The sequence below is a fragment of the Phyllobacterium sp. P5_D12 genome, from assembly GCF_054049495.1.
Genome location: NZ_JBFUMG010000027.1, coordinates 1 through 22,072 on the forward strand (window position 1 = coordinate 1; position 22,072 = coordinate 22,072).

Consider the following 22,072-nt stretch of genomic DNA (forward strand, 5'->3'; position numbering starts at 1 on the left):
GCGCAGATGGCTGGACCTGCACTGAAGGCCCGATGTCGCGAATCCCGGAAGGGGAGGAAGCGAACTACCGCGCCTGCATGCTTGGCCTGCGTGACTACGTCAACAAGAACGGATTCAAGGACGTTGTGCTTGGTCTATCTGGCGGCATCGACTCTGCAATCTGCGCCGCGCTCGCGGTGGACGCATTGGGAGAGGAACGCCTGCGCGCAGTCATGATGCCTTACACCTATACGTCGAAGGACTCGCTGAAGGACGCCGAGGACTGCGCCAAGATGCTTGGCTGCCGCTATGATATCGTCCCGATCTTTGAGCCGGTCGAGGGCTTCCTCAGGGCGCTAGCGCCCACCTTTGAGGGCACCAAGGAGGGCATAACGGAGGAGAACCTGCAGAGCCGTGCCCGCGGTACCATCCTTATGGCGATTTCCAACAAGTTCGGTTCCATGGTCGTCACCACGGGCAACAAGTCGGAAATGTCGGTCGGCTATGCCACGCTCTATGGCGATATGAATGGTGGCTACAATCCGATCAAGGACCTCTACAAGATGCAGGTCTATGCCATGTCGGAGTGGCGCAACAAAAACGTCCCTGCGGGCGGCCTAGGTCCGTCTGGCGAAGTTATTCCGGTGAATATCATCAGCAAGGCGCCCTCGGCAGAGCTGCGGGAAAACCAGACCGACCAGGATTCGCTGCCGCCTTATCCGGTTCTCGATGATATCCTCGAATGCCTCGTTGAACACGAGATGGGTGTCGATGAAATCGTCGAACGCGGTCATGACCGTGCGACGGTCGAGCGTATCGAACACCTGCTCTATATCGCCGAATACAAGCGCCGCCAATCGGCGCCCGGTGTGAAGGTGACGAAGAAGAATTTCGGCCGTGATCGGCGCTATCCCATCACCAACCGGTTTCGGGATCGATCGCAGTAAACTGTTGCAATCTCGCCGCACCTGATTCTCGAAAACGGACCGCTGGAAAAAGACACTTGGCGGCGCAAAACGATTCAACTATAAGCCGACCTCCGGCAATAACGACCGGGAGGTTCTCGAATGGCACCCATGTTTATGTCCCCGCGGGGCGGCGCTCGTTCCTGACACGTGATGACGAAAGGCCTGTTTGCCTTTCGATTGACTTCACCGGTCAAGGTAACTCATCGCCGATAATGGCCTTTCCTGTATTCAGGCGAGTTGCCAGATCATTCATGCCGTACTGATTCTGTCTTCTTTTTCACGGCATTCTCGTTTGCATTTTTCTATTGAGGCTGGTGCGTATTCGCATCGGACAATCGTCATGGCTTTATTTCGTAAAGACCTGCGCGGCGGCGCGTTCCGCAGCGTTCTTGGATTCACCTGGCTACACTGGCAGCGACAGCCGGTGCGTATCGCCGTCATTGCCGGTGCAGTGTTGCTGTCGACACTGGCCGACGTGTTGACGCCGCTCTATTCTGGCCGGTTGGTCGATGCTGTGGTCAACGGTCACGCCACCGAAGCGGTCGTGTGGGATGCAGCAATCGCTGCGTTCTCGACACTGCTTGCCCTGTCACTCGGTGCAATCATCTTGCGGCACATCACCTTCATGCAGATCGTTGATCTGACATTGAACATGATGACGGAAATCGCCTCCGGTGCGTTCTATCRCATCCAGCGCTTCTCGACCGAATGGCATGCCAACAGCTTTGCCGGTTCAACGGTTCGTAAGGTGACGCGTGGCATGTGGGCGCTGGACTTGTTGAACGATACGCTGCTGCTGGCGCTGTTTCCGTCAGTGATCATGTTGATTGGTTCGACAGCGCTGATGGCGTGGTACTGGCCATTGATGGGTGTGATCATCGGCATCGGATCGTTCGTGTTCGTCGCGGTCACCGCATCGCTGTCGCTCGGTTACGTTGCGCCCATGGCAAGCCTCGCCAATCGCTGGGATACCAAGCTCGGCGGTTCGCTCGCCGACGCCGTCAGTTGCAATATGGTGGTCAAGGGTTTCGGTGCGGAAAGCCGTGAAGATGCACGTCTGGCGAAGGTCCTGACCAAATGGCAGGACCGGACAGCGCGCACCTGGATTCGTGGTACCTGGAACGGCACGTCTCAAGGAACGATGCTGCTTGCGCTGCGGGCCGCGGTTATCGGTTTCGCACTGATCCTGTGGTCGAAAGGGCAGGCGAGTGCGGGTGATATCACCTTCGTGCTTACCTCGTTCTTTATCCTGCAGGGCTATTTGCGGGAAGTTGGTATGCACATCCGCAATATGCAGCGTTCTGTCAACGACATGGAGGAGCTTGTTGATATCCAGAGTCAACCGCTTGGGATTGAAGATCGGCCCGGCGCGAAGCCGATCCGGATCAGCAATGGCAAGATCGAGTTCGACAATGTGACGTTCCACTATGGCGCACATCGCCTGCCGCTTTATGACCGGTTTTCGGTGACGATCCGCGCAGGCGAACGTGTCGGTCTGGTTGGTCATTCGGGTTCGGGCAAGACGACGTTCGTCAAGCTGATCCAGCGATTGCATGATGTGAAATCGGGCCGGATCCTGATCGATGGTCAGGATATTGCCGGGGTCACGCAGGCTTCGCTCCGCCAGCAGATCGCCATCGTGCAACAGGAGCCAATCCTGTTTCACCGTTCGCTGGCGGAGAATATCGCCTATGCCCGGCCCGGTGCCACGCAAGGTGAGATCGAAGAGGCGGCAAGGCAGGCCAGCGCGCATGACTTCATCTCGGCGTTGCCGAAGGAGTACAGCACGCTGGTGGGCGAGCGCGGTGTCAAGCTTTCCGGCGGCGAGCGCCAGAGAGTGGCCATTGCCCGGGCTTTCCTTGCGGATGCTCCGGTTCTCATTCTGGACGAGGCGACTTCCAGCCTCGATTCGGAATCCGAAGTGCTGATCCAGCAGGCGATGGAGCGGCTGATGCTGGGACGGACGACATTGGTGATCGCACACCGTCTGTCGACTGTGCGTTCGCTCGACCGGCTCCTGGTTTTTGAGCACGGCCGTATTGCCGAAGAGGGTAACCACGAGGCGTTGATCGGGCTCAATGGCGGTATCTACCGCGGCCTGTTCGAGTTACAGACACTCRAACTTACCAAGGGGCTTGTCCTCAATGATGACTAAGATATGGGCCGCGTGCGAGCGTGGCCCATATTGCCATTGCTGACTCTATCCGATATGCCGCAAGCATGACCATTATCGTCCGTTTTGCACCGTCTCCGACCGGCTATATCCACATTGGCAATACACGTATTGCCTTGTTCAACTGGCTTTTCGCCCTCAAGAACAATGGCCAATTCATCCTGCGCTTCGACGACACGGATACCGTTCGTTCCAAGACGGAATACGCTGAAGCGACGATCGCGGACCTCGACTGGCTGGGCATCAAACCGGTGCGCATCGAATACCAGTCGAAGCATATCCCTATCTATGATGCTGCGGCCGAAAAGCTCAAGGCTGCGGGCGTGCTTTATCCCTGCTACGAGACTGCCGAGGAACTTGAACGCAAGCGCAAGCTGCGCCTGGCGCGGCGCCTCCCTCCAATCTATGGGCGCGATGCCTTGAAGCTGACGCTAGCCGACAGGGAGAAGCTTGAGGCGGAAGGGCGCCGGCCGCATTGGCGCTTCCTGCTGCCAAACTTCAAAGACGATCCGTTTTCAGTAACGAGGACCGAAGTTCACTGGAACGACATTGTGCGCGACAGGGAAACGGTTGATCTAGCCTCGCTTTCTGATCCGGTTCTAATACGGGAAGATGGCACCTATCTCTATACGTTCACTTCGGTCGTTGACGACATCGACATGAACATCTCCCATATCATCCGTGGCAACGACCACATTACCAATAGTGGCGTACAGATCGCGATCATCGAGGCTCTTGGCGCGAAGGTCCCCGAACTTGGTCACATCAACCTCCTGACGACAGCGTCGGGAGAGGGTATCTCCAAGCGTACCGGCGCGCTTTCGATCGGCAGTTTGCAGCGTGACGGCTATGAACCGATGGCTGTGGCCAGTCTTGCCGTGTTGATTGGAACGTCGGAGAATGTGACTGCCGTACCTGACATGGCGACGTTGGCCGATATTTTCGATCCGGCGGCAACCTCCAAATCGGCTTCGAAGTTCGACCCGGCTGAACTGGATGCGCTCAACCGTGCCCTGATCCACGCAATGCCCTACGCACAAGCATACGACCGCCTTGCAGCGCTTGGCATCGAGGGCGACCGCGCGGAAGAATTCTGGCTCGCAGTTCGGGGCAATCTTTCGCGCATTTCGGATGCGGCCAGTTGGTGGGAGATCATCAAGGCAGGTCCTGCGACGGACGAACAGCTTGCCGAAGAGGACCGCGATTTCGTCCGTGCCGCTTTCGATCTTTTACCGCCTGAACCCTGGAACCGCGAGACCTGGAAGCTGTGGACCGATGCGGTGAAAGTTCAGAGCGGCCGCAAGGGCAAGCCACTATTCATGCCGCTACGCATCGCGCTTACTGGGCTGTCTTCTGGTCCGGAGCTCGCAGATTTATTGCCCCTTCTTGGTCGGGAAGGAACGTTGGCCCGACGACCCTGACCTTGCGGTTCGGATCGATCGGCTTGTCGCCGGTAAGCGGCTGCGGCAGCGGTGCTTCCGTCTTGGTCGTTGCGGGTTCACCCAGCTGAATAATGGACGACGAATTTTCGGTCGATTGAGCTGCCGGCACTGTCGGCTCGACTGTGCTTTCAACAGGCTTCGCAGGTTCGACAACTTTGGCTGGCTCACCGGGCTTTCCTGTGACGGATGTCGCCGCCGCCGGATTGCCCAAGGTGGTGAAATTTCCGGCCGATCTCTGGCAACCGCATTGCGGCGTTCCATTGGCTCCTACCTTCCTGAATTTGAAGGCATTCGGCATATCCTTATAATCTTCGCCGCTTAACGAAGTCATCCTTTCAGGATTTGGATTGTCTGTGGGCTGATAGTAGAGCTTTGCGCCGGGACACTGGGACTGGCACTGCGCCTGATCGCGTGAGAAATTCTCCGCGCCGGTTTCATAGGAGAGCGGGAAGTAATAGCCGTCACATGCGCGCACGCAAAGTGTCTGGTACCGGCCGCCATAGACCGGAGCTGTATTCATTTCCGGCTCGACAGGTTCCGGCTCTTTCCCCAGAACCTCGTAAGACTGCGAACCAGCCGTGTCCGGCTCCGGTTCATCATAGACGCGGTCGTCCACGGCAGAACAATTATTGGCATCGAGTGCAGCCTCGACGCGGTCACGCCGCAAACTGAGTTCGAAATTATCGACATCGGCGTTGCGGTTGAGCTCGTCCAACCGGTGCAGCATGCGCGCGCAAATATCTGAATTTGCGTAAGAAAGTTGCGTCGCCGCCAGGACGGCGGTCGCTGCTATGAAGGCGATCTGGAATGTCCGGTACATGCGGCTGCCCAAGATTGTCATGCGCATTCGAGGCGAGTGAATGCGCACGAACCAGCCACGGCCATGCGGCAGCAATAAGACACCCGCCTGTTAATCAACGCGTTGTGATGCTTCCACCACCGCCAGTGCTGTCATGTTGACGATACCGCGCGATGTGACCGACGGCGTCAGGATATGTGCGGGCTTGGCGGCACCGAGCAGGATCGGGCCGACATGCAAGGCATCGGTGACGGATTTGACGACGTTGAGGGTGATATTCGCCGCGTCGAGATTAGGGAAAACCAGCAGATTGGCTTCGTCGCTCAGCCGCGAGTGCGGAAGTACACGCTCGCGCAGGATCGCCGAAAGCGCGGAATCTCCATGCATTTCGCCATCCTGTTCCAGATCAGGCGCCTTGACGCGCAGAATTTCTGATGCGCTCCGCATCTTTGCTGCACTTTCGGAATCGCGTGAGCCGAAATTGGAATGCGAGAGCAAGGCTGCCTTGGGCTCGATGCCGAAGCGGCGGATTTCGTTGGCGGCAAGAACCGTTTTTTCGGCGATTTCCTCGGCGGTCGGATCAATGCTGACATAGGTGTCGGTCAGGAACAGCACGCCGCGTTGCGAAATCAACAGGCTCAGCGCCGAGAAATTGCGTATGCCCTCCAGTTTTCCAATAATCTGGTCGACATTGCGCAAGTGCCGCTCGAAACGGCCTTCAAGACCGCAGATCATTGCGTCGGCTTCCCCGCGGACGATGGCAAGCGCTGCGATCACGGTGCCACTAGCACGGACCATGGTGCGAGCGACTTCCGGCGTTGTGCCCCGCCGTCCTGTGAGATTGAGCAGCAGATCGACGTAATCGCGATAACGCGGGTCATCCTCAGGATTGATGACATCGAAATCGGTGCCGATCTTGATCTTCAGCCCATAGCGCTGCAGGCGCGTCTCTATGACCTGCGGACGTCCAATCAGGGTCGGGATGGCAATGCCTTCTTCCAGCACAACCTGGGCTGCGCGCAATACCCGTTCATCCTCGCCATCCGCATAGATAACGCGCTTCTTCTCCGCCGTTTTTGCCGCGGTGAAGATTGGTTTCATGATCAGGCCGGAGCGGAAGACGAAGCGGTTCAACCGGTCGAGATAGGCATCGAAATCCTCGATCGGACGTTCTGCAACGCCGGTGTCCATCGCGGCTTTGGCGACCGCAGGTGCAATCCTTAGAATGAGGCGCTGATCGAATGGCGAGGGGATGAGGTATTGCGGCCCGAAGGTCGGTGTCTCGCCGGAATAGGCGCGGGCTGCTACGTCCGATGGTTCTTCGCGAGCAAGCGCGGCAATTGCCTGCACTGCCGCCATCTTCATTTCCTCGTTGATCGCCCGCGCACCGCAATCGAGCGCGCCGCGGAAGATGAAGGGGAAGCAGAGGACGTTGTTGACCTGGTTGGGAAAGTCCGAACGGCCAGTGCAAATCATCGCATCGGCGCGTGCCGCACGCGCCTCATCGGGCATGATCTCCGGGTTTGGATTGGCCAAGGCCATGATCAACGGGTTCGGTGCCATCTGCTTCAACAGTTCGGGCTTCAGCACACCAGCGGCCGAAAGGCCGAGAAAGACATCAGCTCCGCCAATGACATCTGCCAGGACCCGCGCATCGGTTTTCTGCACATAGACCGACTTCCAGCGGTCCATCAGCGTATTGCGGCCCTCATAGACGACACCATCAATATCGCAGACCCAGATGTTCTTGCGGTCAACGCCGAGCTTCACCAGGAGGTTCAGGCAAGCGATTGCCGCTGCGCCGGCCCCGGAAGCGACGAGCTTGATCTTGGAGAGCTCTTTTCCGGCAAGTTCCATGCCGTTGAGAATAGCCGCCGCCACGATGATGGCAGTTCCGTGCTGGTCGTCATGGAACACCGGGATGTTCATTTTGGCGCGAAGTTGTTCCTCGACTTCAAAACATTCCGGCGACTTGATGTCTTCGAGATTGATGCCGCCGAATGTTGGCTCCAACGCCGCTACCACATCGACGATCTTGCTGATTTCCTGTGCATCGATTTCGATATCGAACACATCGATATTGGCGAATTTCTTGAAGAGGACAGCCTTGCCTTCCATGACGGGCTTGGACGCGAGCGGGCCGATATTGCCGAGGCCGAGGACAGCGGTGCCGTTGGAGATGACTGCGACGAGATTGGCGCGGCTGGTATAGTCGGCTGCCGTTGCAGGATTCTCGTGAATCGCGAGGCACGGCGCGGCGACACCAGGAGAATAGGCAAGGGCAAGATCCCGCTGATTTCCAAGCGGCTTCGTCGCCTGGATTTCCAGCTTACCCGGCTGAGGAAAGCGATGATAGAACAGTGCGCTTTCTTCAAGATCAGAGTTGCTGGGCGTTTGGTCGTTGGCCATTGACGATGTCCTCCGGGATTTGGCTCGCGCGTTTATACACTGGCGATTCAAATTTTCCAGCACGCTAAAATCTCATCCAGAGGCATAACGGAACTCGATTTTGTTACAAGTGCCTATCTTGCCGATATCTGCACTTTTCCGTGCCGTCATAAGACTGTTGCATGAATCAGGTTTGTGTCAGCGCAAATGGACGCGCCTTTGCGTCAGCTGAATGGAGATCAGCATCATGGTCGAGATCGAGGCCCGTAAATTCCGTACGCTTTTCCTGTCCGATGTGCATCTCGGCTCGAAAGGTGCGAAGGCCAGTTTTCTGCTGGATTTTCTGAAATACCACGACGCCGATACGATCTTTCTGGTTGGTGATATCGTCGACGGATGGCGCCTGCGCCGCAATTGGCATTGGCCGCAAGAGCACAATGACATCGTGCAGAAGCTCCTGCGCAAAAGCCGCAAGGGCGCGCGTATCTTCTACATTGCTGGCAACCATGACGAGTTCTTGCGTGATTTCCAGGGGACGCACTTCGGCGGAATTGAGGTCATGGACCGGATCATGCATGAGACTGCGGACGGCCGGAAATTCCTCGTTATCCACGGCGACCAGTTCGACGTTGTTGTGCGCAATGCCCGCCACATCGCTTATCTCGGCGATTGGGCCTATGACGCTGCGCTCGCAATCAACACACTTATGAACAAGGTGAGGCGCATGCTCGGCCTGCGCTACTGGTCGTTTTCGGCCTGGGCAAAGTTCCGTGTCAAGAAGGCTGTGAACTTCATCGGGTCGTTCCAGACGGTGGTTTCGGACGAGGCCCGGCGCATTGGTGCGGATGGCGTAATCTGCGGCCACATCCACCATGCAACGATCGAGCAGATTGACGGCATCGAATACATCAATACCGGCGATTGGGTGGAAAGCTGCACGGCTATCGTCGAGCACTTCGATGGTCGCATGGAACTTCTGTCATGGACGCATCTGATCGGCGAACAGGCCGGCTTCGCGCCTGTCGTCCGGCTGGATGACAAGCGTCCAAAGGCGGCGAATGCAGCCTGACGGTCAAGCGAAGCGCCTGGTCATCGTATCGGATGCGTGGCACCCGCAAGTCAATGGCGTGGTTCGTACGCTAACCAAGCTGCGTGAGCAAATGGAAGCGCGCGGCTTTGAAGTGACGATCATCTCGCCTGCCGATTATCGTTCTGCGCCTTGCCCGACCTATCCGGAAATCCGTCTGGCGTTGACGCATCCCCTTGCCATCAGGGCGCGCATCGAAGCGCTGCAGCCGGCCTACGTCCATATCGCGACCGAAGGTCCACTCGGCATCATGGCACGCCGCGCTTGCCTGAAGAATAATTGGCGATTTACCACCAGCTTCCATACGCGTTTTCCCGAATACCTGCGCGAGCGGCTGCCTGTGCCTCTGTCATGGTCCTATAGTTTCCTGCGGCGTTTCCATAATGCAGCCGAACATTGCCTGGTCCCGACACAATCGATCCATGACGAACTGGCCGAACGCGGCTTTGCGACGCTGAAAGTGTGGACGCGCGGCGTTGACCGTGCGCTTTTCCGGCCGCAACCCGATGTCGATCTCAAGCTGCCCCGACCTGTCTTTCTCTGCGTCGGCCGTGTCGCGCCTGAAAAGAATCTTGAATCCTTCCTGTCTCTCGATCTGCCAGGCACCAAACTTATCGTGGGCGACGGTCCGGATCTGGATGACTTGAAGCGGAAATATCCGGATGCCGTTTTTGCCGGGAAGAAAGAAGGGGAAACCCTTGCTCGCTATTATGCGGGGTCGGACGTATTCGTCTTTCCGAGCCGCACGGACACGTTCGGTCTTGTCCTGCTTGAGGCCATAGCCTGCGGGCTGCCTGTTGCAGGTTATCCCGTTCCCGGCCCAAAGGATGTTATCGGCGCGTCAGGCGCGGGCGTACTTTCCGACAATCTGCAGAAGGCGGCGTTGGGCGCGCTGGAAATGGGCCGGGTCGATCCGAATGCGAGGCTCAAAGGCTTCAGTTGGGAAGCCTGCGCTGACATATTCGAGAGCGTGCTAACGACGATTGGCAGTGCGACGGCGCCTGCGCCACGCAAAGTAAAATCCGGCAAGGTCGTATCAGCGCGATAACATCATGTTAGTTGCGGATGAACCCCAGTGTTTCTAGGCGCTTGGCGAATTTCGTGATAGTTGCGAATCTCAGGCAATGCACGGTTGCGATTCCGCCTGAACCGCTCGATCTTCCGAAAGTTTTTTTATGACAGCCGCTGCAGCGGACACCAGCCAGGACATGCCGTTTCGCTTCGAGCTGCGGGTTGCGTTGGCTTATTTTGCGATTTTCACATCGAGCGGTCTTCACCTGCCATACTTTCCCTTGTGGCTCGAATATCGTGCGCTGACACCGACGCAAATCTCCATCGTATTGTCCATGCCTTTGTTCGTGCGTGTCGTCGCCGCGCCGCTGGTATCGATGCTCGCCGACCGTTCGAATGATCGCGCTCACATACTGACCATGGCGACGATCCTGGCCGTCATCGTCGCGGCCTTCTATTTCGTCCCGTTCGGCTTCATCGGAATTCTGATCGTATCCCTGATGCTTGCCCCGCCATGGACGTCGCAGGTGCCGCTTGCCGACACGATCGCGCTGTCCGGCGTCCGCCGGTATGGCGCCGATTTCGCAAAGATGCGCGTATGGGGCTCGATATCGTTTCTGCTCACGTCTTTCGTTGGCGGTGTGTTCATCCAGCAAGTGGGTGAGCACATCATCCCGTGGGCACTTTTAGCCACGCTCATAGCAGCCTGTGGCATGAGCTTCATCGTGCCGCGCATCGGCAAGCCGAGGCGTCTTTCACCGCTATCGGATGTGGATATCGCAGATGCGGGAAGGGCGCTGCGCAGGCCGGCTTTCGTCACCTTTCTCATAGCCACCGGCATCACGCAGGCGAGCCACGCCTATGGCTACAGCTTTTCTGCGATCTACTGGAAATCAATCGGCATCGAGGAGACCATGATCGGCGCGTTGTGGTCGATTTCCGTCGTCGCCGAAGTCATCATGTTTACGTTTTTCCGTCGACTGTTCGGCCGCCTGCATCCAGCTAAAGTCCTGATCATCGGCTCGGCCGCTGCGATGTTCCGTTGGGCGGTTTTCCCGCTCATTGCACCCGCCGGTCTTGGCGTTGCAGGGTTTCTCGCCGTCCAGAGCCTGCACGCGTTTTCATTCGCATTGTCGTTCCTCGGCATGCAGAAAATGATAGCTCTGACCATTCCCGAGGAACGCGGCGGCACCGCACAGGGGCTTTCGACGTTTTTCATCGGTACATCGCTCGCCATTGCCACCATGGCGTCGGGCCCGCTCTACAGCGCCACCGGGATCCATGGTTTTTACGTGATGGTGCTCCTCGCTGCGTGCGGTCTCGGCCTTGCTATCGTTGCACTAAGGCTGGAGCAACGAGAGGGTTAGCCCCACAGTTCGGGGAGTGGCGGCGAAATGCGGCTGCCTTCGAACAAGAGGCCAGGTTTACGGTCTTCGCGCAGGATCAGCGGTCCATCGAGATCGATGAAATCCGCATCCTGCGCCAGCAGTACTGCAGGTGCCATGGCCAAGGACGTCCCGACCATGCATCCGACCATGATACCAAACCCAAGCTCCCGGGCGCGTTTCTGCATCCGCAGCGCTTCGGTGAGGCCTCCCGTTTTGTCGAGCTTGATATTGATGCTGTCGTAGCGGCCAAGGAGTGTGTGCAGATCGTCTGTGCCATGGGCACTCTCGTCAGCACAGATGGGCACCGGATGCGGAATTTTGGTGAGGATGGCATCTTTGCCGGCTGGCAGAGGTTGTTCGATCAGCACGACACCGGCCTTCGCTGCAGCCAGCATGTTTTCAACAATGTTTTCATCACTCCAGCCTTCATTGGCATCAAGTATGATGCGGCTTGAGGGCGCGGCGTTGGCGACAGCCCGAATCCGTTCGGTATCGTCCTCGCCGCCAACCTTGACCTTGATCAACGGACGGTCGGCGAAGTCCCGAGCCGCTGCAGCCATGGTCTGGACGTCGCCGAAGGAAACGGTCACCGCTGTCGTCAGATCGTGCAAAGGTGACAAGCCAAGAAGATCAGCAACAGTTTTGCCACTGCGTTTTGCCTCCAGGTCCCACAATGCGCAATCGACCGCATTGCGGGCCGCGCCAGCACCGATCAATGCCGGCAAAGCATCTCGTGCGGCGCCATTTGCGAATGCGTAGCGCAGTCCTTCGATCTCGGCGCAAACGGAGTCCAGGCTCTCGCCATAGCGCGCGTAGGGCACGCACTCGCCACGTCCGGTGAACGTTCCGTCAGACAGCGTGCACAGTACGATGGCCGCCTCGGTTTTCGAGCCGCGCGAGATCGTAAATGTTCCGGCAATAGGCCAGCGCTCCACCGATATTTCTACGCTCACAACCATATTTCACGCCTTAATTGTTCAAGTGACAGGAAGCACGAGACTCGATATGTGTGTGTGATGTTGACCGATAGAGCAAACAATTCAAGTGCTTCTACCGCAGCGCCGCCTCACGTTGAATTCAGCAAGGACGGCGACCGCGTGACGGTCACGCTATCGGGTGCATGGACAACACGCAATGTTCGCCGTGTCGATGACCGCATGCGCGAAATTGCCCATGACAACAGTTTTTCCAGTGCAGTAATCGAGGTTTCCGGCATTGAATTGCTGGATACTGCAGGAACCTGGCTGATAGAACGCTTGCGAACCACACTGGAGAAAGCTGGCAAGCAGGTCACCGTCGAAGGACAATCCGAAAGCTGGGGCGCCTTGTTTGAAGCAGTCGGCGAAGCTGCTTCGGCACCTGAGGAGCCGGTTCATATCGAACGGCCATCCCTGCTGATTCGCTTTTTGGAAACCATCGGCAGAACTGTGTACGCTTTTGGCGACGACTTCACCAAAGCCATGCATATCCTCGGGGCAACCGTGCGCGGCGCCCAGATGAAGGGCAGCGGGCGCAGCGGTATCAGGCCAGCTGCGATTGTGCATCAGCTCGACAGCATGGGTATCGGCGCCGTGCCGGTGGTGGTGCTGATGTCAACGATCATCGGTGCGATCATCGCCCAGCAGGGCGCATTCCAGCTTCGCTATTTCGGCGCAGAGATATTCGTCGTCGATCTTGTTGGTATTCTGGTGTTACGTGAGATCGGTGTGCTTTTGACTGCGATCATGATTGCCGGCCGTTCTGGAAGTGCCATCACAGCTGAAATCGGCTCGATGAAAATGCGTGAGGAGACCGATGCGCTCACCGTCATCGGCCTCAACCCGGTCGGCGTGCTGGTGTTTCCGCGCCTGGTTGCGTTGGTGATTGCCCTGCCATTGTTGACGATCATCGCGGATTTCGCGGCGTTAGGCGGTGCAATGGGAATCACCTGGGCCTATTCCGGTATCACGCCCGATGCGTTTATTCAGCGATTGCGCGACGCAATCGATACGTCGAGCTATCTGGCCGGTCTGATCAAAGCGCCGTTCATGGCGATGATTATCGGCATTATGGCTTCGGTGGAAGGCATGAAAGTTGGCGGCAGCGCTGAGTCTCTCGGTCAACGGGTGACGGCGTCCGTGGTGAAGTCCATTTTCGTCGTTATCGTGGTCGATGGCATTTTTGCAGTCTTCTACGCATCGATCAATTTTTGAGCCAGAGATGACGCCGGGAACCAACAAACAACCTGACACTGACGCGCAAGAAGTGATCCTTTCGGTGAAGGATGTCAGCGTGTCATTCGGCAGGGCGAAGATTCTGGATAATCTCTCGCTCGACGTCTATCGCGGCGAGATTCTGGGTTTCGTCGGGGCGTCAGGCACGGGCAAATCGGTGCTGATGYGGGCGATCCTCGGTCTCAACCAGAAACAGAGCGGTCAGATCAAGATCTTCGGTCATGATATAGATCGTGCCTCGGAACAGGAGAAGCTGGGCGTCGACATGCGCATGGGTGTTTTGTTCCAGCAGGGCGCGTTGTTTTCTGCCTTGACCGTGCTTGAAAATATCCAGGTGCCGATGCGGGAATACCTCGATATTCCGCAAAGGCTGATGGATGAGCTTGCTCGGCTGAAAATCGAACTGGTCGGCCTCAAAGCGGATACGGCTGAAAAGTTTCCGTCGGAGCTTTCAGGCGGGATGATCAAGCGTGCCGCACTGGCGCGCGCGCTATCGCTCGATCCGGAAATCGTCTTTCTCGACGAGCCCACTTCAGGGCTCGATCCGATAGGTGCGGCGGAATTCGACGAACTCATCGCCAATTTGCGCGATACGATGGGTTTGACAGTTTATATGGTGACCCACGACCTCGATAGCTTGTTCGCCGTTTGCGACCGAATCGCGGTATTGGGAAAGAAGAAAGTTCTCGTTGAGGGAACGATTGAAGACATGCTGGCGTTCGACGATCCGTGGGTCCAGGAATATTTCCGCGGAAAGCGCGCACGCCAGATAGTTTCCAATGGCGACAACAGACGGCGATCGACGCACGAGCAGCCCAGGGCAGAGCAGGATCTGACGAAGTAATCTATGGAAACGAAAGCCAACTACGTCCTGGTCGGTGTCTTCACGCTCATAGTGTGCATCCTCGCCTTTGGATTTGTCTATTGGATCGCCCGTTATGGCGATCGTAGCGAAACCGCGACGCTTGAAATCCGTATTGTCGGCTCGGTCACCGGGCTGGCCGAGGGCAGCCAGGTCCTGTTCAACGGCATCAAGGTTGGCAGCGTACGGCGCCTGTCCATCGACGCCAACAATCCTGATGCGGTTATTGCCCAGACGGAAGTCAACGCGACGACGCCCATCACCCGTTCCACGCAAGCGACATTGGGTTTTGCCGGCCTGACCGGACAGGCCTTCATCGAGCTCAAGGGTGGCAAGCTCAACGAGCCCAACCTATTGGAAGAAGCCGCCAAAGACGATCAGATCGCACGTATGGATGCCGATCCTTCTGTAGTGAACAACCTTTTGCAGAAGGCGCAGACAATTCTTGAGCGTGTGGATGGGGCAGTAGGTTCTATCGAAAGCTTCATTACTGAAGTGAAGGGCCCGTTGGTCGACACGGTCAATAATACCAAGAAGTTTACCGATGCACTGGCCAACAATTCCGATGTCATCGATAAATTCAGCCAGAGTGCCGAAGACGTTCAGGCTGTGGTGAAAGAAGCGCGGCAAATGATGACCCGGCTCAACAGTGCATCGACGCGGGTCGATGGCGTTCTTGCCAAGCTTGACAAGCAGCTGTCGGATCAGGATGGCAGCGTCGTCAGGGAGGCGCAGGATACACTTAAATCCTATCGCGCGGTTGCCGACAATCTGAACGCCCGGCTCGGGCCGATCACCGATAACATCAACCGATTCTCCGGGCAGGGCCTGCGCGACGTACAGGCGCTCGTAAATGAAAGCCGTCAGTCAGTTCAGCGTATCGAACGGGCGATCACCGACCTTGAAAAGAATCCGCAGCGCGTAATTTTTGGTGGAGGCGGAAGCGTTCCGGAGTATGACGGACGCACACGCCGTTGACTTTGGGCGATTCGCATCGCATGAAAGTCACCGGGGTTGGTGCGTTCGCATGACACGGACAGAGGGGCGCTGGTGAAAACAACAACGACTATTGCCGCTCTGCTGTTGGCTTTGTCCGTTTCAGCCTGCGCAAGCTCCAAGAAGCTTGATACTTTCGATCTTTCCAGTGCTTCGCCAGACGTCTCTTCACCGAAGAAGCAGGGTCGTCAGATCTTGATCGCAGCACCCTCCGCGCTCAAGGCGCTCGATGGCGAAAATATTGTCGTTCGATCGGGCCTGAATTCGATTTCCTTCTTGAAAGGTGCGCAGTGGGCTGACCGTCTGCCGAACATCGTACAATCGCGGCTGGTCCAGGCCTTTGAGAGCACGGGCCGTCTTGGCGGTGTTGGGCGTCCAGGTGAAGGCCTCGCCATCGACTATCAGGTGATCAGCGATATCCGCACTTTCAATATCAATGTATCCAGCGGCCGGATCGCGATCGTTGAAATCGCCATCAAGATATTGAACGACAAGAATGGGACTGTGCGCTCGGCGCGTGTGTTCCGCGCGACATCGCCGGTCAGCGGCGAGGGCAATGCATCCTATATCGCCGCGCTTGACAGAGCCTTTGACAGCGCCTCGAGCGATATTGTCACGTGGACACTGTCGGTGATTTGAGCGGACAACGCACCCACGTCTCCGTCATCCTCGGGCTTGACCCGAGGACCCACGGCCAAGAAGCCCGCACAGCACCTTCCCGACGCATTCCAGATAGGTGCGGATTTATAACGAGGAATTGCATTCTATTGCTCGACTAGATCCAGTCGAGCAAACGGACCCGTGATGCTCCTCAGGTCCTCGGGTCAAGCCCGAGGATGACGGAGGCGGGCACCAAACAAGAGAGGTTTAACTTGCCAACAAAAAACGCGGCCGAAGCCGCGTTTTTTGTTGTTCATTCCGCCGCTTACTTCAGACGGTTGCTCGCGTGCGCCAGCATCGTATAGACCTTGCCGGTGTCGGACGTCAGGTAGTTCTGCGCCATGACATTGTCGCGATCATTGCGCGAAACGTCTTCGAGCAGGCGTTCGAAGTCATCCATGTAACGATCGACGGCGCGTTTGAATTCGCTGTCGCCCTGATACTTGCGCTTGATCTCGTCAAATGTCTGCTGACCCTTGAGCGTGTAGAGACGGCGGGTGAACACGTTGCGTTCGCCAGCGCGATAACGCTGCCAGAGTTCTACCGAAGCCTCATGGTCGATCGCGCGAGTGATATCGATCGACAAGGAGTTCAGCGATTCAACGACCTGGCCAGGCGAGCGTCCGCCAGTCTCGGGTGCCTTCGCTTTTGGTTCGGCTTGCGCCTCATCGCTCGATGCGCGGCGCAAGAGATCCGAAACCCAGCCATTGCCGGCAGGCCGTCCAGCCGGAGCTGCGTTGCCACGAACATCGAGGCTGCCACGTATTGCAGGTGCTTGTGCCGGCGTAGAAGCCGGTGCAGCTGCCCGCGGGGTGGCCGCTGGTTCGGTACGCTGCGGTTGCGCTGCGACGGCCGACGTACGGGTCGGCGTTGCGGCGCGTACCGCACGGGCTTCACCAACATCGGTCAAACGGCCGGATTTCTGAACGATTTCCGCAAGTTCCTTCAAAGCGTTGATCTGCTCGGATACTGCCTTGCGCATTTGCGCAGTCGACTGCTTGGCTTCTTCCGGCATATCCATGACGCCGCGCTGCAGCTCGGAACGGGTTTCCTCCAATTCCGCGCGGATGGCAGCAGAAGAGCGGCGGATTTCGTCCGTGGCGTTGGCGAACTTCTGCGATGCCTGCTCGACGACTTCCGAGATCGAGGTGCGGATCTGTTCGGTCGTCTGTGTTGCCCGGCCTTCGGCACGGTCAAATGCCGACGAAACCAGCGATTCGAACGAACGCATGGTCTTTTCGACGCTTTCCGACTTCGCGATCAAGCCGGCGGCAAGCTTCTGCAGTGCTTCCTGACGCTCGTCGAAGGTCGATGCGAGGTTAGATTGCGACGCGTTGATGAGTTCGGAAGCCTTGTCGAGCATGCTGCCATGTTCTTCAAAGCTTTTCGCGATGGCGGAAATATCCGTCAGTGTCGAGTTCGAAAGTTGCGAGAGCTTCCCGAGATTGCCGTCGATGAGACGGGTCGATGTCTGGAACGACTCCGCGGCTTTCGTTGCGTTTTCGGCAAAGGTTGTCGTCGTGTCGAGTAGACGTCCGTCAATATCGCCGAGGTTCTTGGTCGCCATATCGATCAGCTCGCCGAGCTTCGCATTGGAAGCCGAGAGGCGGTCGATCAGATTGCTGACATCGTCGGTGAGGCCGGCCTTTGCCGCCTGAACAGCGGTAATAGTCTCGGCCGTGCGGCTGGCGATGGCATTGATCAGGGCGGCGTTCTCGACGCGCAGGCGTTCCGTCGCTGCCGTTGTTGCCTCTACCAGCTGCGAGGCCAGCGTGCGGCCATTGTCGGCAAGGCTATCCACCAGCGGCTGCGCCGTATTGTCGAGGATGCCGATAATCTCCTGCGAGCGGGCAGCGAGAACTTCGTTGAGCTCGCGCGTGCTTTCCGCAAGCTTCGACGCGGTCGAATCCGTTGCGGCGGAGAAACGCGCTTCGAGTGCTTCCAGATTGGCGGCTGCTTCGCGAGCCCGTTCACCGAGACGCTTTTCGGTTTCTGCGAGGCTTTCATTCATGCGCAGGCTGAATGCCTCGCCATGGCCGTCGAGCGCTTCGCCGGCCTTCTGTGCCTCACCGGTGAGCGAAGAGGCGGCTTCGGTGATCTTGTCACGCAGGCTGCGTGCGACAACCGTCGCACTCTGTTCAAGCGACTTGCGCACATTATCGACGCCCATCTCCAGAGCGTTTTGCATGGTCGTTGTGCGCTCGTCGATGGTTCCGCCATGGTTTTCGAAGGCCTTGGCCAGCACATCTGCGCTGTCCTGCAGGATCGCTTGGAGTGCAACCGTACGGTCGCTGATGGCGCTCGCCTGGTTGTCCAGCGTCTTTCCGATAGCGGCGTTGCCTTGCTCCATGGCGGTGCGGATGCCGGCAATGCGGTCATCTAGCAGTCCGGCATGTTCGTTCAACGTATCGCCAATACGGGTATCGCTGTCAGCAAGCGCGATGCGGATCGCAGCGGCTCGCTCCTCAAGGGCGCCGATATGCGACGCCAGTGTATCACCGAACTGGTTGTTGCCATTGTCGAGTGCGGCGCGGATACCTGCCGCACGTTCCTCGATGTCACTGGCATGCCGGCTGAGTGTATTCGCGATCTGGCTGTTGCTGTTATCCAGTACGGAACGGATACCCGACGTGCGCTCCTCGATGTCATTGGCATGCTGAGCAAGCGTTTCGCCGATGCGTGCATGGGTATTTTCGAGCGCCGACTGGATGCCGGCGGTGCGTTCGTCGAGCGAGCTCGCATGCGAAGCGAGGGTCTGGCCGATCCGCTGATCGCTGTTGCTCAGCGCCTGCTCGATCCCGGCGGTACGATCCTCGATGGCGCTTGCGTGGGATGTCAGCACATCACTGATCCGCGCATCACTGCTGGTGAGTGCCGATTCAATGCGGTTCGTCCTGTCATCGACCGAGTCGATGAAACCACCCAGCGTTTCATCGATGCGTGTACCGCTTGCGAGCAATGTCGACTGGATTTCCGCGTTGCGGGAGTCGATGGCCTGTGTATGCGCCGCCAATGTCTCGGACAGCTTGCCGTCGCTGCTCGACAGGGCCAGCTGGATTTCCTGGTTGCGCTCGTCAAGGCTCTTGGCATGGTGGTCGAGAGTCTGCGCAATTTTGGCGTGCGTGTCGACAAATGCGGCGCGCATGCCGGATGTCCGGTCTTCGAAGATCTTGGCATGAGCATCGAGCGTCTGGCCGATGCGGGAATCGTTGGCCTGAATAGCCGCTTCGATGGTGGAGCTGCGCAGATCGATAGTGCGCTCATGCTCATCCAGCGTTTCGCGGATCTTCGCATCCGTGTCGGAGAATGCAGCGTGCATGCCCGATGTACGGTCTTCGATCGCCTTGGCGTGCTGCTCTAGCGTTGCGCCGATGCGTGCATCATTGTCATCGAGCGCAGCGCGCAGGCCCGAGGCCTGACTTTCGAGAGATGAGCCATGGCTCCCGATAATCTGGCCAATGGCTGCAGTGCTGCTTTCGAGAACGGTCTTGAGGCTCGACGTATGACCGCCGATCTGGCCGGCCTGTTCGCGAATGACGTCGGCGGCACGGTCTGTTTCAGCAGACAGCGTTGCGGCAAGTGCCTCGCGGCTTTCAACCAGTTTATCGGCAAAGGCCGCCGCATTGGTGGAGAGGAGGCTGCCGACGGAGTCGGACAGGCTCGACAGGTCATTGCCGATCTTTGCCTTGGTTTCGTCGACGATACCGTCGATCGAAGCGCGGCCATCGGTGAAGGTCTTGGCGATATCGCGGGTACGCTCGATCAGCTGTTCGTTGATCTGGCGGGCGCGGGCTTCCAGCGCAGAATTTAGGCGTTCGGTGCTTGTATCCAGCGACTGCGCACGTGTTTCGAACTCGGCCAGCAGCGAGCGGCCACGTTCGTTGATTGTTGTATCGAGACCGGAAAGGCGCGTATCGAATTCGCCGACAAGCGTCTGTGTGGCATTGCCGAGCAGCGACAGCATGCTGTTGGTGCGGCCGTCCAGCGTATCCGCAAGTTTCATCGTTACGGCATCTGTCTGTTCGGACAGGGCGGCAATGCGCATTTCCAGAAGGTTTGCAAAGGCTTCGCCGGAAGTGCTGATCTTGTGTGAAATGTCGTCGGAACGCGAAACGATCGATTCGGAAATCGTCTGTCCGCTCTGGGTCAGGCGGTCGATAAGCGTCTCGCCGGACTGGCTGATCGACATGGTCAGGTTGGTCGAGGCATTGGCGAGATTGTCGCGCAATGAATCGCCCGCTTGTGACAGCTCATCCTTCAATTGCTCATGCGCGCTCGAAATCGACGCACGGACGCGTTCGGCATGGCCGATCACCGATTCACGTTCGCCGCCGAGGCGGTCGACGAGTGTGCGGATGCGATATTCATTGTCTGTATAGACGCGTTCGAGCTGGTTGACTTCAGTCTGCACGAGCGTTTCGAGTTCGACAGCACGGGCGAGGGTCCGTTCGACACCTTCACTCATGGCCGCGACTTCGCGGCGTACGGCCTGACCAAGCGAAGCTACGCGGTCAGAAGACATCATTTCAGGTTCTGACAGTCGCATCGCCGCTTCGGCCATGGAGCGCGCCGCGTATTGCATTTCCTGGGCGCGCCGGATCATGACTGCGAAGGCCCAGAACAGCATGATCGGCACGATAATGGCAACGAGCATGGCAATTGCGTGCGGTGCCGCGGCAAAATCTGCGAAGGAGCGAATTGACCGCAGCTCGGCACCGTAAAGCGCGTTGCCGAGAGCGAGCACGGCCGCCGCCCAAAGGACGCTGACGATGACTGTTATCAAACCGTAGGATTTTGGCGCAGGCACGGTGCTGGCTGTGCGTGACACGGTCGCTGTCTGCAACAGGTCGTCATTTGCCGGCTTGAAGGTCTGTGCGGGCACGGCCGGCGCTTTTGGCGGCGCGGGCGGTGCGGCCGGGATAGGGTTGGCAGCCTTGATCTGCGGCTTTGGTGCGGGCAGAGGAATCGGTGGCTCAGTGGAAACAGGCGCTTTGATTTCTGGCGCTTTCACGGGTTCCGGCGTCGCTGGCGGGTCAAGTTTTTCCGCTGCCAGTTCCTGGGCTGCCTGCGATATCTGCGCTTCCAGATCAGTGAAGGACAAGAGTTCGTCATCGATAGGTGACAAATCCATATCCATCCCAAGCGTGGACTCATCGAAATCGATTTCGAGAGCCTTTTCAAGAGCTTGGCCGAGTTCGTCGTCGGCCTTCACTGCTTTGCTTTTCGGGGCTGTGGCCATGTTTTCCTCACAATATTGGGCGGTGACCACATGTGAAGCCCACCGCACCATACTCTCTACGCCGCTACTGTATCGTACTGGCACATGGATTGGAAAGAAACAATGGATTCGGGAAATGCTTAAAAGTTTAAACACAAGGTTAATTTTTTAAGGTCGCAGGAAATTTCACTTGGAAGCCAAAATTTACCTTTCGTTCACCATAACCGGCCATTTCCCCGCAGCGCTTGCCACGTTTTAACCTTGAATCAGAGGCATTTCAGTAAACTTGTTAGTTCAATTGTAAAGCGTTCAGGAGAGTACCCAATGGCACAACAAGCATTGATGGCCTTTGCATCGCCGGGAGGTGAAAAGTCGAAGCCATCGCGCAAGCGGCCAATCGATCTCGTCCATTTGACACGCGAGACGTTCGGCAACCGGGCCCTCGAAACCGAAATCCTCAACCTGTTTTCCCGCCAGACATGTGGCATCGTCGATCGGCTGGCACACGCCAACCCGGATGAACGCGTTCGTCTCGCCAAATCGTTGAAAGGTTCGGCCCGAGCGGTCGGAGCGTTTCGCGTCGCCGAGATGGCCGAAGCCATCGAACAGGCGCCAAGCGACACGAAGAAGATCAAGGATATGGGACCGGTCATCGATGATGTCCGCGATTACATAGCGGCGATCACGCGCTAGCATTAAAGCCGGTTGAACGACTTATCGTCCGCCATGTACGGGCAGCTCTGACGCAGCCAAACGATAGCGCTGCGTCAGGGAATACAATTGACTTGCCCGCCAAAATCCCTATGTGAGCGGTAACTTTCCTGCTTTGGGGCGAATTTTTATGGCAAAGATCACTTTTGTCACTCATGACGGTGYGCGTATTGAAAC

The 22,072-nt window shown here is 57.6% G+C and carries 15 protein-coding genes; 11 read left to right on the plus strand and 4 right to left on the minus strand.

Annotated features, from left to right (window positions below):
* The 3 genes from ACXJ5O_RS03855 to gltX form a co-directional block, all read left to right on the plus strand.
* The coding region (locus tag ACXJ5O_RS03855; RefSeq protein ID WP_457298731.1) for an NAD+ synthase at nt 1-926 on the plus strand (926 nt) is incomplete at its 5' end.
* A 361-nt stretch (nt 927-1,287) separates the two neighbouring features.
* Nucleotides 1,288-3,102 carry an ABC transporter ATP-binding protein gene (locus ACXJ5O_RS03860; protein ID WP_457298732.1) on the plus strand — a complete coding sequence of 605 codons (1,815 nt, stop codon included), beginning with the start codon at nt 1,288-1,290 and terminating at the stop codon, nt 3,100-3,102.
* A gap of 65 nt (nt 3,103-3,167) precedes the next feature.
* Nucleotides 3,168-4,541 carry a glutamate--tRNA ligase gene (gene gltX / locus ACXJ5O_RS03865; RefSeq protein ID WP_457298733.1) on the plus strand — a complete coding sequence of 458 codons (1,374 nt, stop codon included), beginning with the start codon at nt 3,168-3,170 and terminating at the stop codon, nt 4,539-4,541.
* Here the strand turns inward: gltX and ACXJ5O_RS03870 are convergent.
* A complete protein-coding gene (locus ACXJ5O_RS03870; RefSeq protein WP_457298734.1) occupies nt 4,459-5,403 on the minus strand; it encodes a DUF2865 domain-containing protein in 945 nt (314 codons plus the stop codon). The genes gltX and ACXJ5O_RS03870 overlap by 83 nt on opposite strands.
* Nucleotides 5,404-5,472: 69 nt before the next feature.
* The gene (locus ACXJ5O_RS03875; RefSeq protein ID WP_457298735.1) at nt 5,473-7,770 is read right to left on the minus strand and encodes an NADP-dependent malic enzyme; all 2,298 of its coding nucleotides are present in this window, start codon (nt 7,768-7,770) and stop codon (nt 5,473-5,475) included.
* Between the two features lie 226 nt (nt 7,771-7,996).
* Here ACXJ5O_RS03875 and ACXJ5O_RS03880 point away from each other — a divergent pair, with 226 nt between their 5' ends.
* The 3 genes from ACXJ5O_RS03880 (at nt 7,997) to ACXJ5O_RS03890 (ending at nt 11,214) form a co-directional block, all read left to right on the plus strand.
* A complete protein-coding gene (locus ACXJ5O_RS03880) occupies nt 7,997-8,818 on the plus strand; it encodes a UDP-2,3-diacylglucosamine diphosphatase (protein WP_112528492.1) in 822 nt (273 codons plus the stop codon).
* Nucleotides 8,808-9,884 (plus strand): glycosyltransferase family 4 protein, encoded by a 1,077-nt coding sequence (locus ACXJ5O_RS03885; RefSeq protein WP_457298736.1) that lies wholly within the window; start codon nt 8,808-8,810, stop codon nt 9,882-9,884. Before ACXJ5O_RS03880 ends, ACXJ5O_RS03885 begins: the two co-directional genes overlap by 11 nt.
* A gap of 127 nt (nt 9,885-10,011) precedes the next feature.
* Nucleotides 10,012-11,214 (plus strand): MFS transporter, encoded by a 1,203-nt coding sequence (locus ACXJ5O_RS03890; protein ID WP_457298737.1) that lies wholly within the window; start codon nt 10,012-10,014, stop codon nt 11,212-11,214.
* On the opposite strand, the gene dgcA is transcribed toward ACXJ5O_RS03890, so the two are convergent.
* Complete coding sequence (gene dgcA / locus ACXJ5O_RS03895; RefSeq protein ID WP_457298738.1) at nt 11,211-12,194, minus strand: N-acetyl-D-Glu racemase DgcA; 984 nt, start codon at nt 12,192-12,194, stop codon at nt 11,211-11,213. The two genes, ACXJ5O_RS03890 and dgcA, sit on opposite strands and share 4 nt — an antisense overlap.
* A 57-nt stretch (nt 12,195-12,251) precedes the next feature.
* Here dgcA and ACXJ5O_RS03900 point away from each other — a divergent pair, with 57 nt between their 5' ends.
* The 4 genes from ACXJ5O_RS03900 to ACXJ5O_RS03915 are packed head-to-tail and all read left to right on the plus strand — an operon-like array spanning nt 12,252 to nt 15,945.
* Complete coding sequence (locus ACXJ5O_RS03900) at nt 12,252-13,427, plus strand: ABC transporter permease (RefSeq protein WP_457298739.1); 1,176 nt, start codon at nt 12,252-12,254, stop codon at nt 13,425-13,427.
* 7 nt (nt 13,428-13,434) lie between these two features.
* Nucleotides 13,435-14,292, plus strand: coding sequence for an ABC transporter ATP-binding protein (locus ACXJ5O_RS03905; protein WP_457298740.1), 858 nt, complete (start codon nt 13,435-13,437; stop codon nt 14,290-14,292).
* Nucleotides 14,293-14,295: 3 nt separating this feature from the next.
* On the plus strand, nt 14,296-15,288 hold the full coding sequence (locus ACXJ5O_RS03910; RefSeq protein WP_112528478.1) for an MlaD family protein: 993 nt from the start codon (nt 14,296-14,298) through the stop codon (nt 15,286-15,288).
* A gap of 36 nt (nt 15,289-15,324) precedes the next feature.
* Nucleotides 15,325-15,945, plus strand: coding sequence for an ABC-type transport auxiliary lipoprotein family protein (locus tag ACXJ5O_RS03915; protein ID WP_457298741.1), 621 nt, complete (start codon nt 15,325-15,327; stop codon nt 15,943-15,945).
* Between the two features lie 286 nt (nt 15,946-16,231).
* Here the strand turns inward: ACXJ5O_RS03915 and ACXJ5O_RS03920 are convergent, their stop codons facing one another.
* Nucleotides 16,232-21,205 (minus strand): apolipoprotein A-IV repeat region-like domain-containing protein, encoded by a 4,974-nt coding sequence (locus tag ACXJ5O_RS03920; RefSeq protein WP_457298742.1) that lies wholly within the window; start codon nt 21,203-21,205, stop codon nt 16,232-16,234.
* 303 nt (nt 21,206-21,508) lie between these two features.
* On the opposite strand from ACXJ5O_RS03920, the gene ACXJ5O_RS03925 reads away from it, so the two are divergent.
* Nucleotides 21,509-21,877, plus strand: coding sequence for an Hpt domain-containing protein (locus ACXJ5O_RS03925; RefSeq protein WP_457298743.1), 369 nt, complete (start codon nt 21,509-21,511; stop codon nt 21,875-21,877).
* Nucleotides 21,878-22,072 lie beyond the last annotated feature (195 nt).

Excerpts from the sequence above, each read along its gene's own strand:
- gltX (WP_457298733.1), top strand. The coding sequence starts at position 3,168 with ATGACCATTATCGTCCGTTTTGCACCGTCTCCGACCGGCTATATCCAC.
- ACXJ5O_RS03870 (WP_457298734.1), bottom strand. The coding sequence starts at position 5,403 with ATGACAATCTTGGGCAGCCGCATGTACCGGACATTCCAGATCGCCTTC.
- ACXJ5O_RS03875 (WP_457298735.1), bottom strand. The coding sequence starts at position 7,770 with ATGGCCAACGACCAAACGCCCAGCAACTCTGATCTTGAAGAAAGCGCA.
- ACXJ5O_RS03880 (WP_112528492.1), top strand. The coding sequence starts at position 7,997 with ATGGTCGAGATCGAGGCCCGTAAATTCCGTACGCTTTTCCTGTCCGAT.
- ACXJ5O_RS03885 (WP_457298736.1), top strand. The coding sequence starts at position 8,808 with ATGCAGCCTGACGGTCAAGCGAAGCGCCTGGTCATCGTATCGGATGCG.
- ACXJ5O_RS03890 (WP_457298737.1), top strand. The coding sequence starts at position 10,012 with ATGACAGCCGCTGCAGCGGACACCAGCCAGGACATGCCGTTTCGCTTC.
- dgcA (WP_457298738.1), bottom strand. The coding sequence starts at position 12,194 with ATGGTTGTGAGCGTAGAAATATCGGTGGAGCGCTGGCCTATTGCCGGA.
- ACXJ5O_RS03900 (WP_457298739.1), top strand. The coding sequence starts at position 12,252 with ATGTTGACCGATAGAGCAAACAATTCAAGTGCTTCTACCGCAGCGCCG.
- ACXJ5O_RS03910 (WP_112528478.1), top strand. The coding sequence starts at position 14,296 with ATGGAAACGAAAGCCAACTACGTCCTGGTCGGTGTCTTCACGCTCATA.
- ACXJ5O_RS03920 (WP_457298742.1), bottom strand. The coding sequence starts at position 21,205 with ATGGCCACAGCCCCGAAAAGCAAAGCAGTGAAGGCCGACGACGAACTC.
- ACXJ5O_RS03925 (WP_457298743.1), top strand. The coding sequence starts at position 21,509 with ATGGCACAACAAGCATTGATGGCCTTTGCATCGCCGGGAGGTGAAAAG.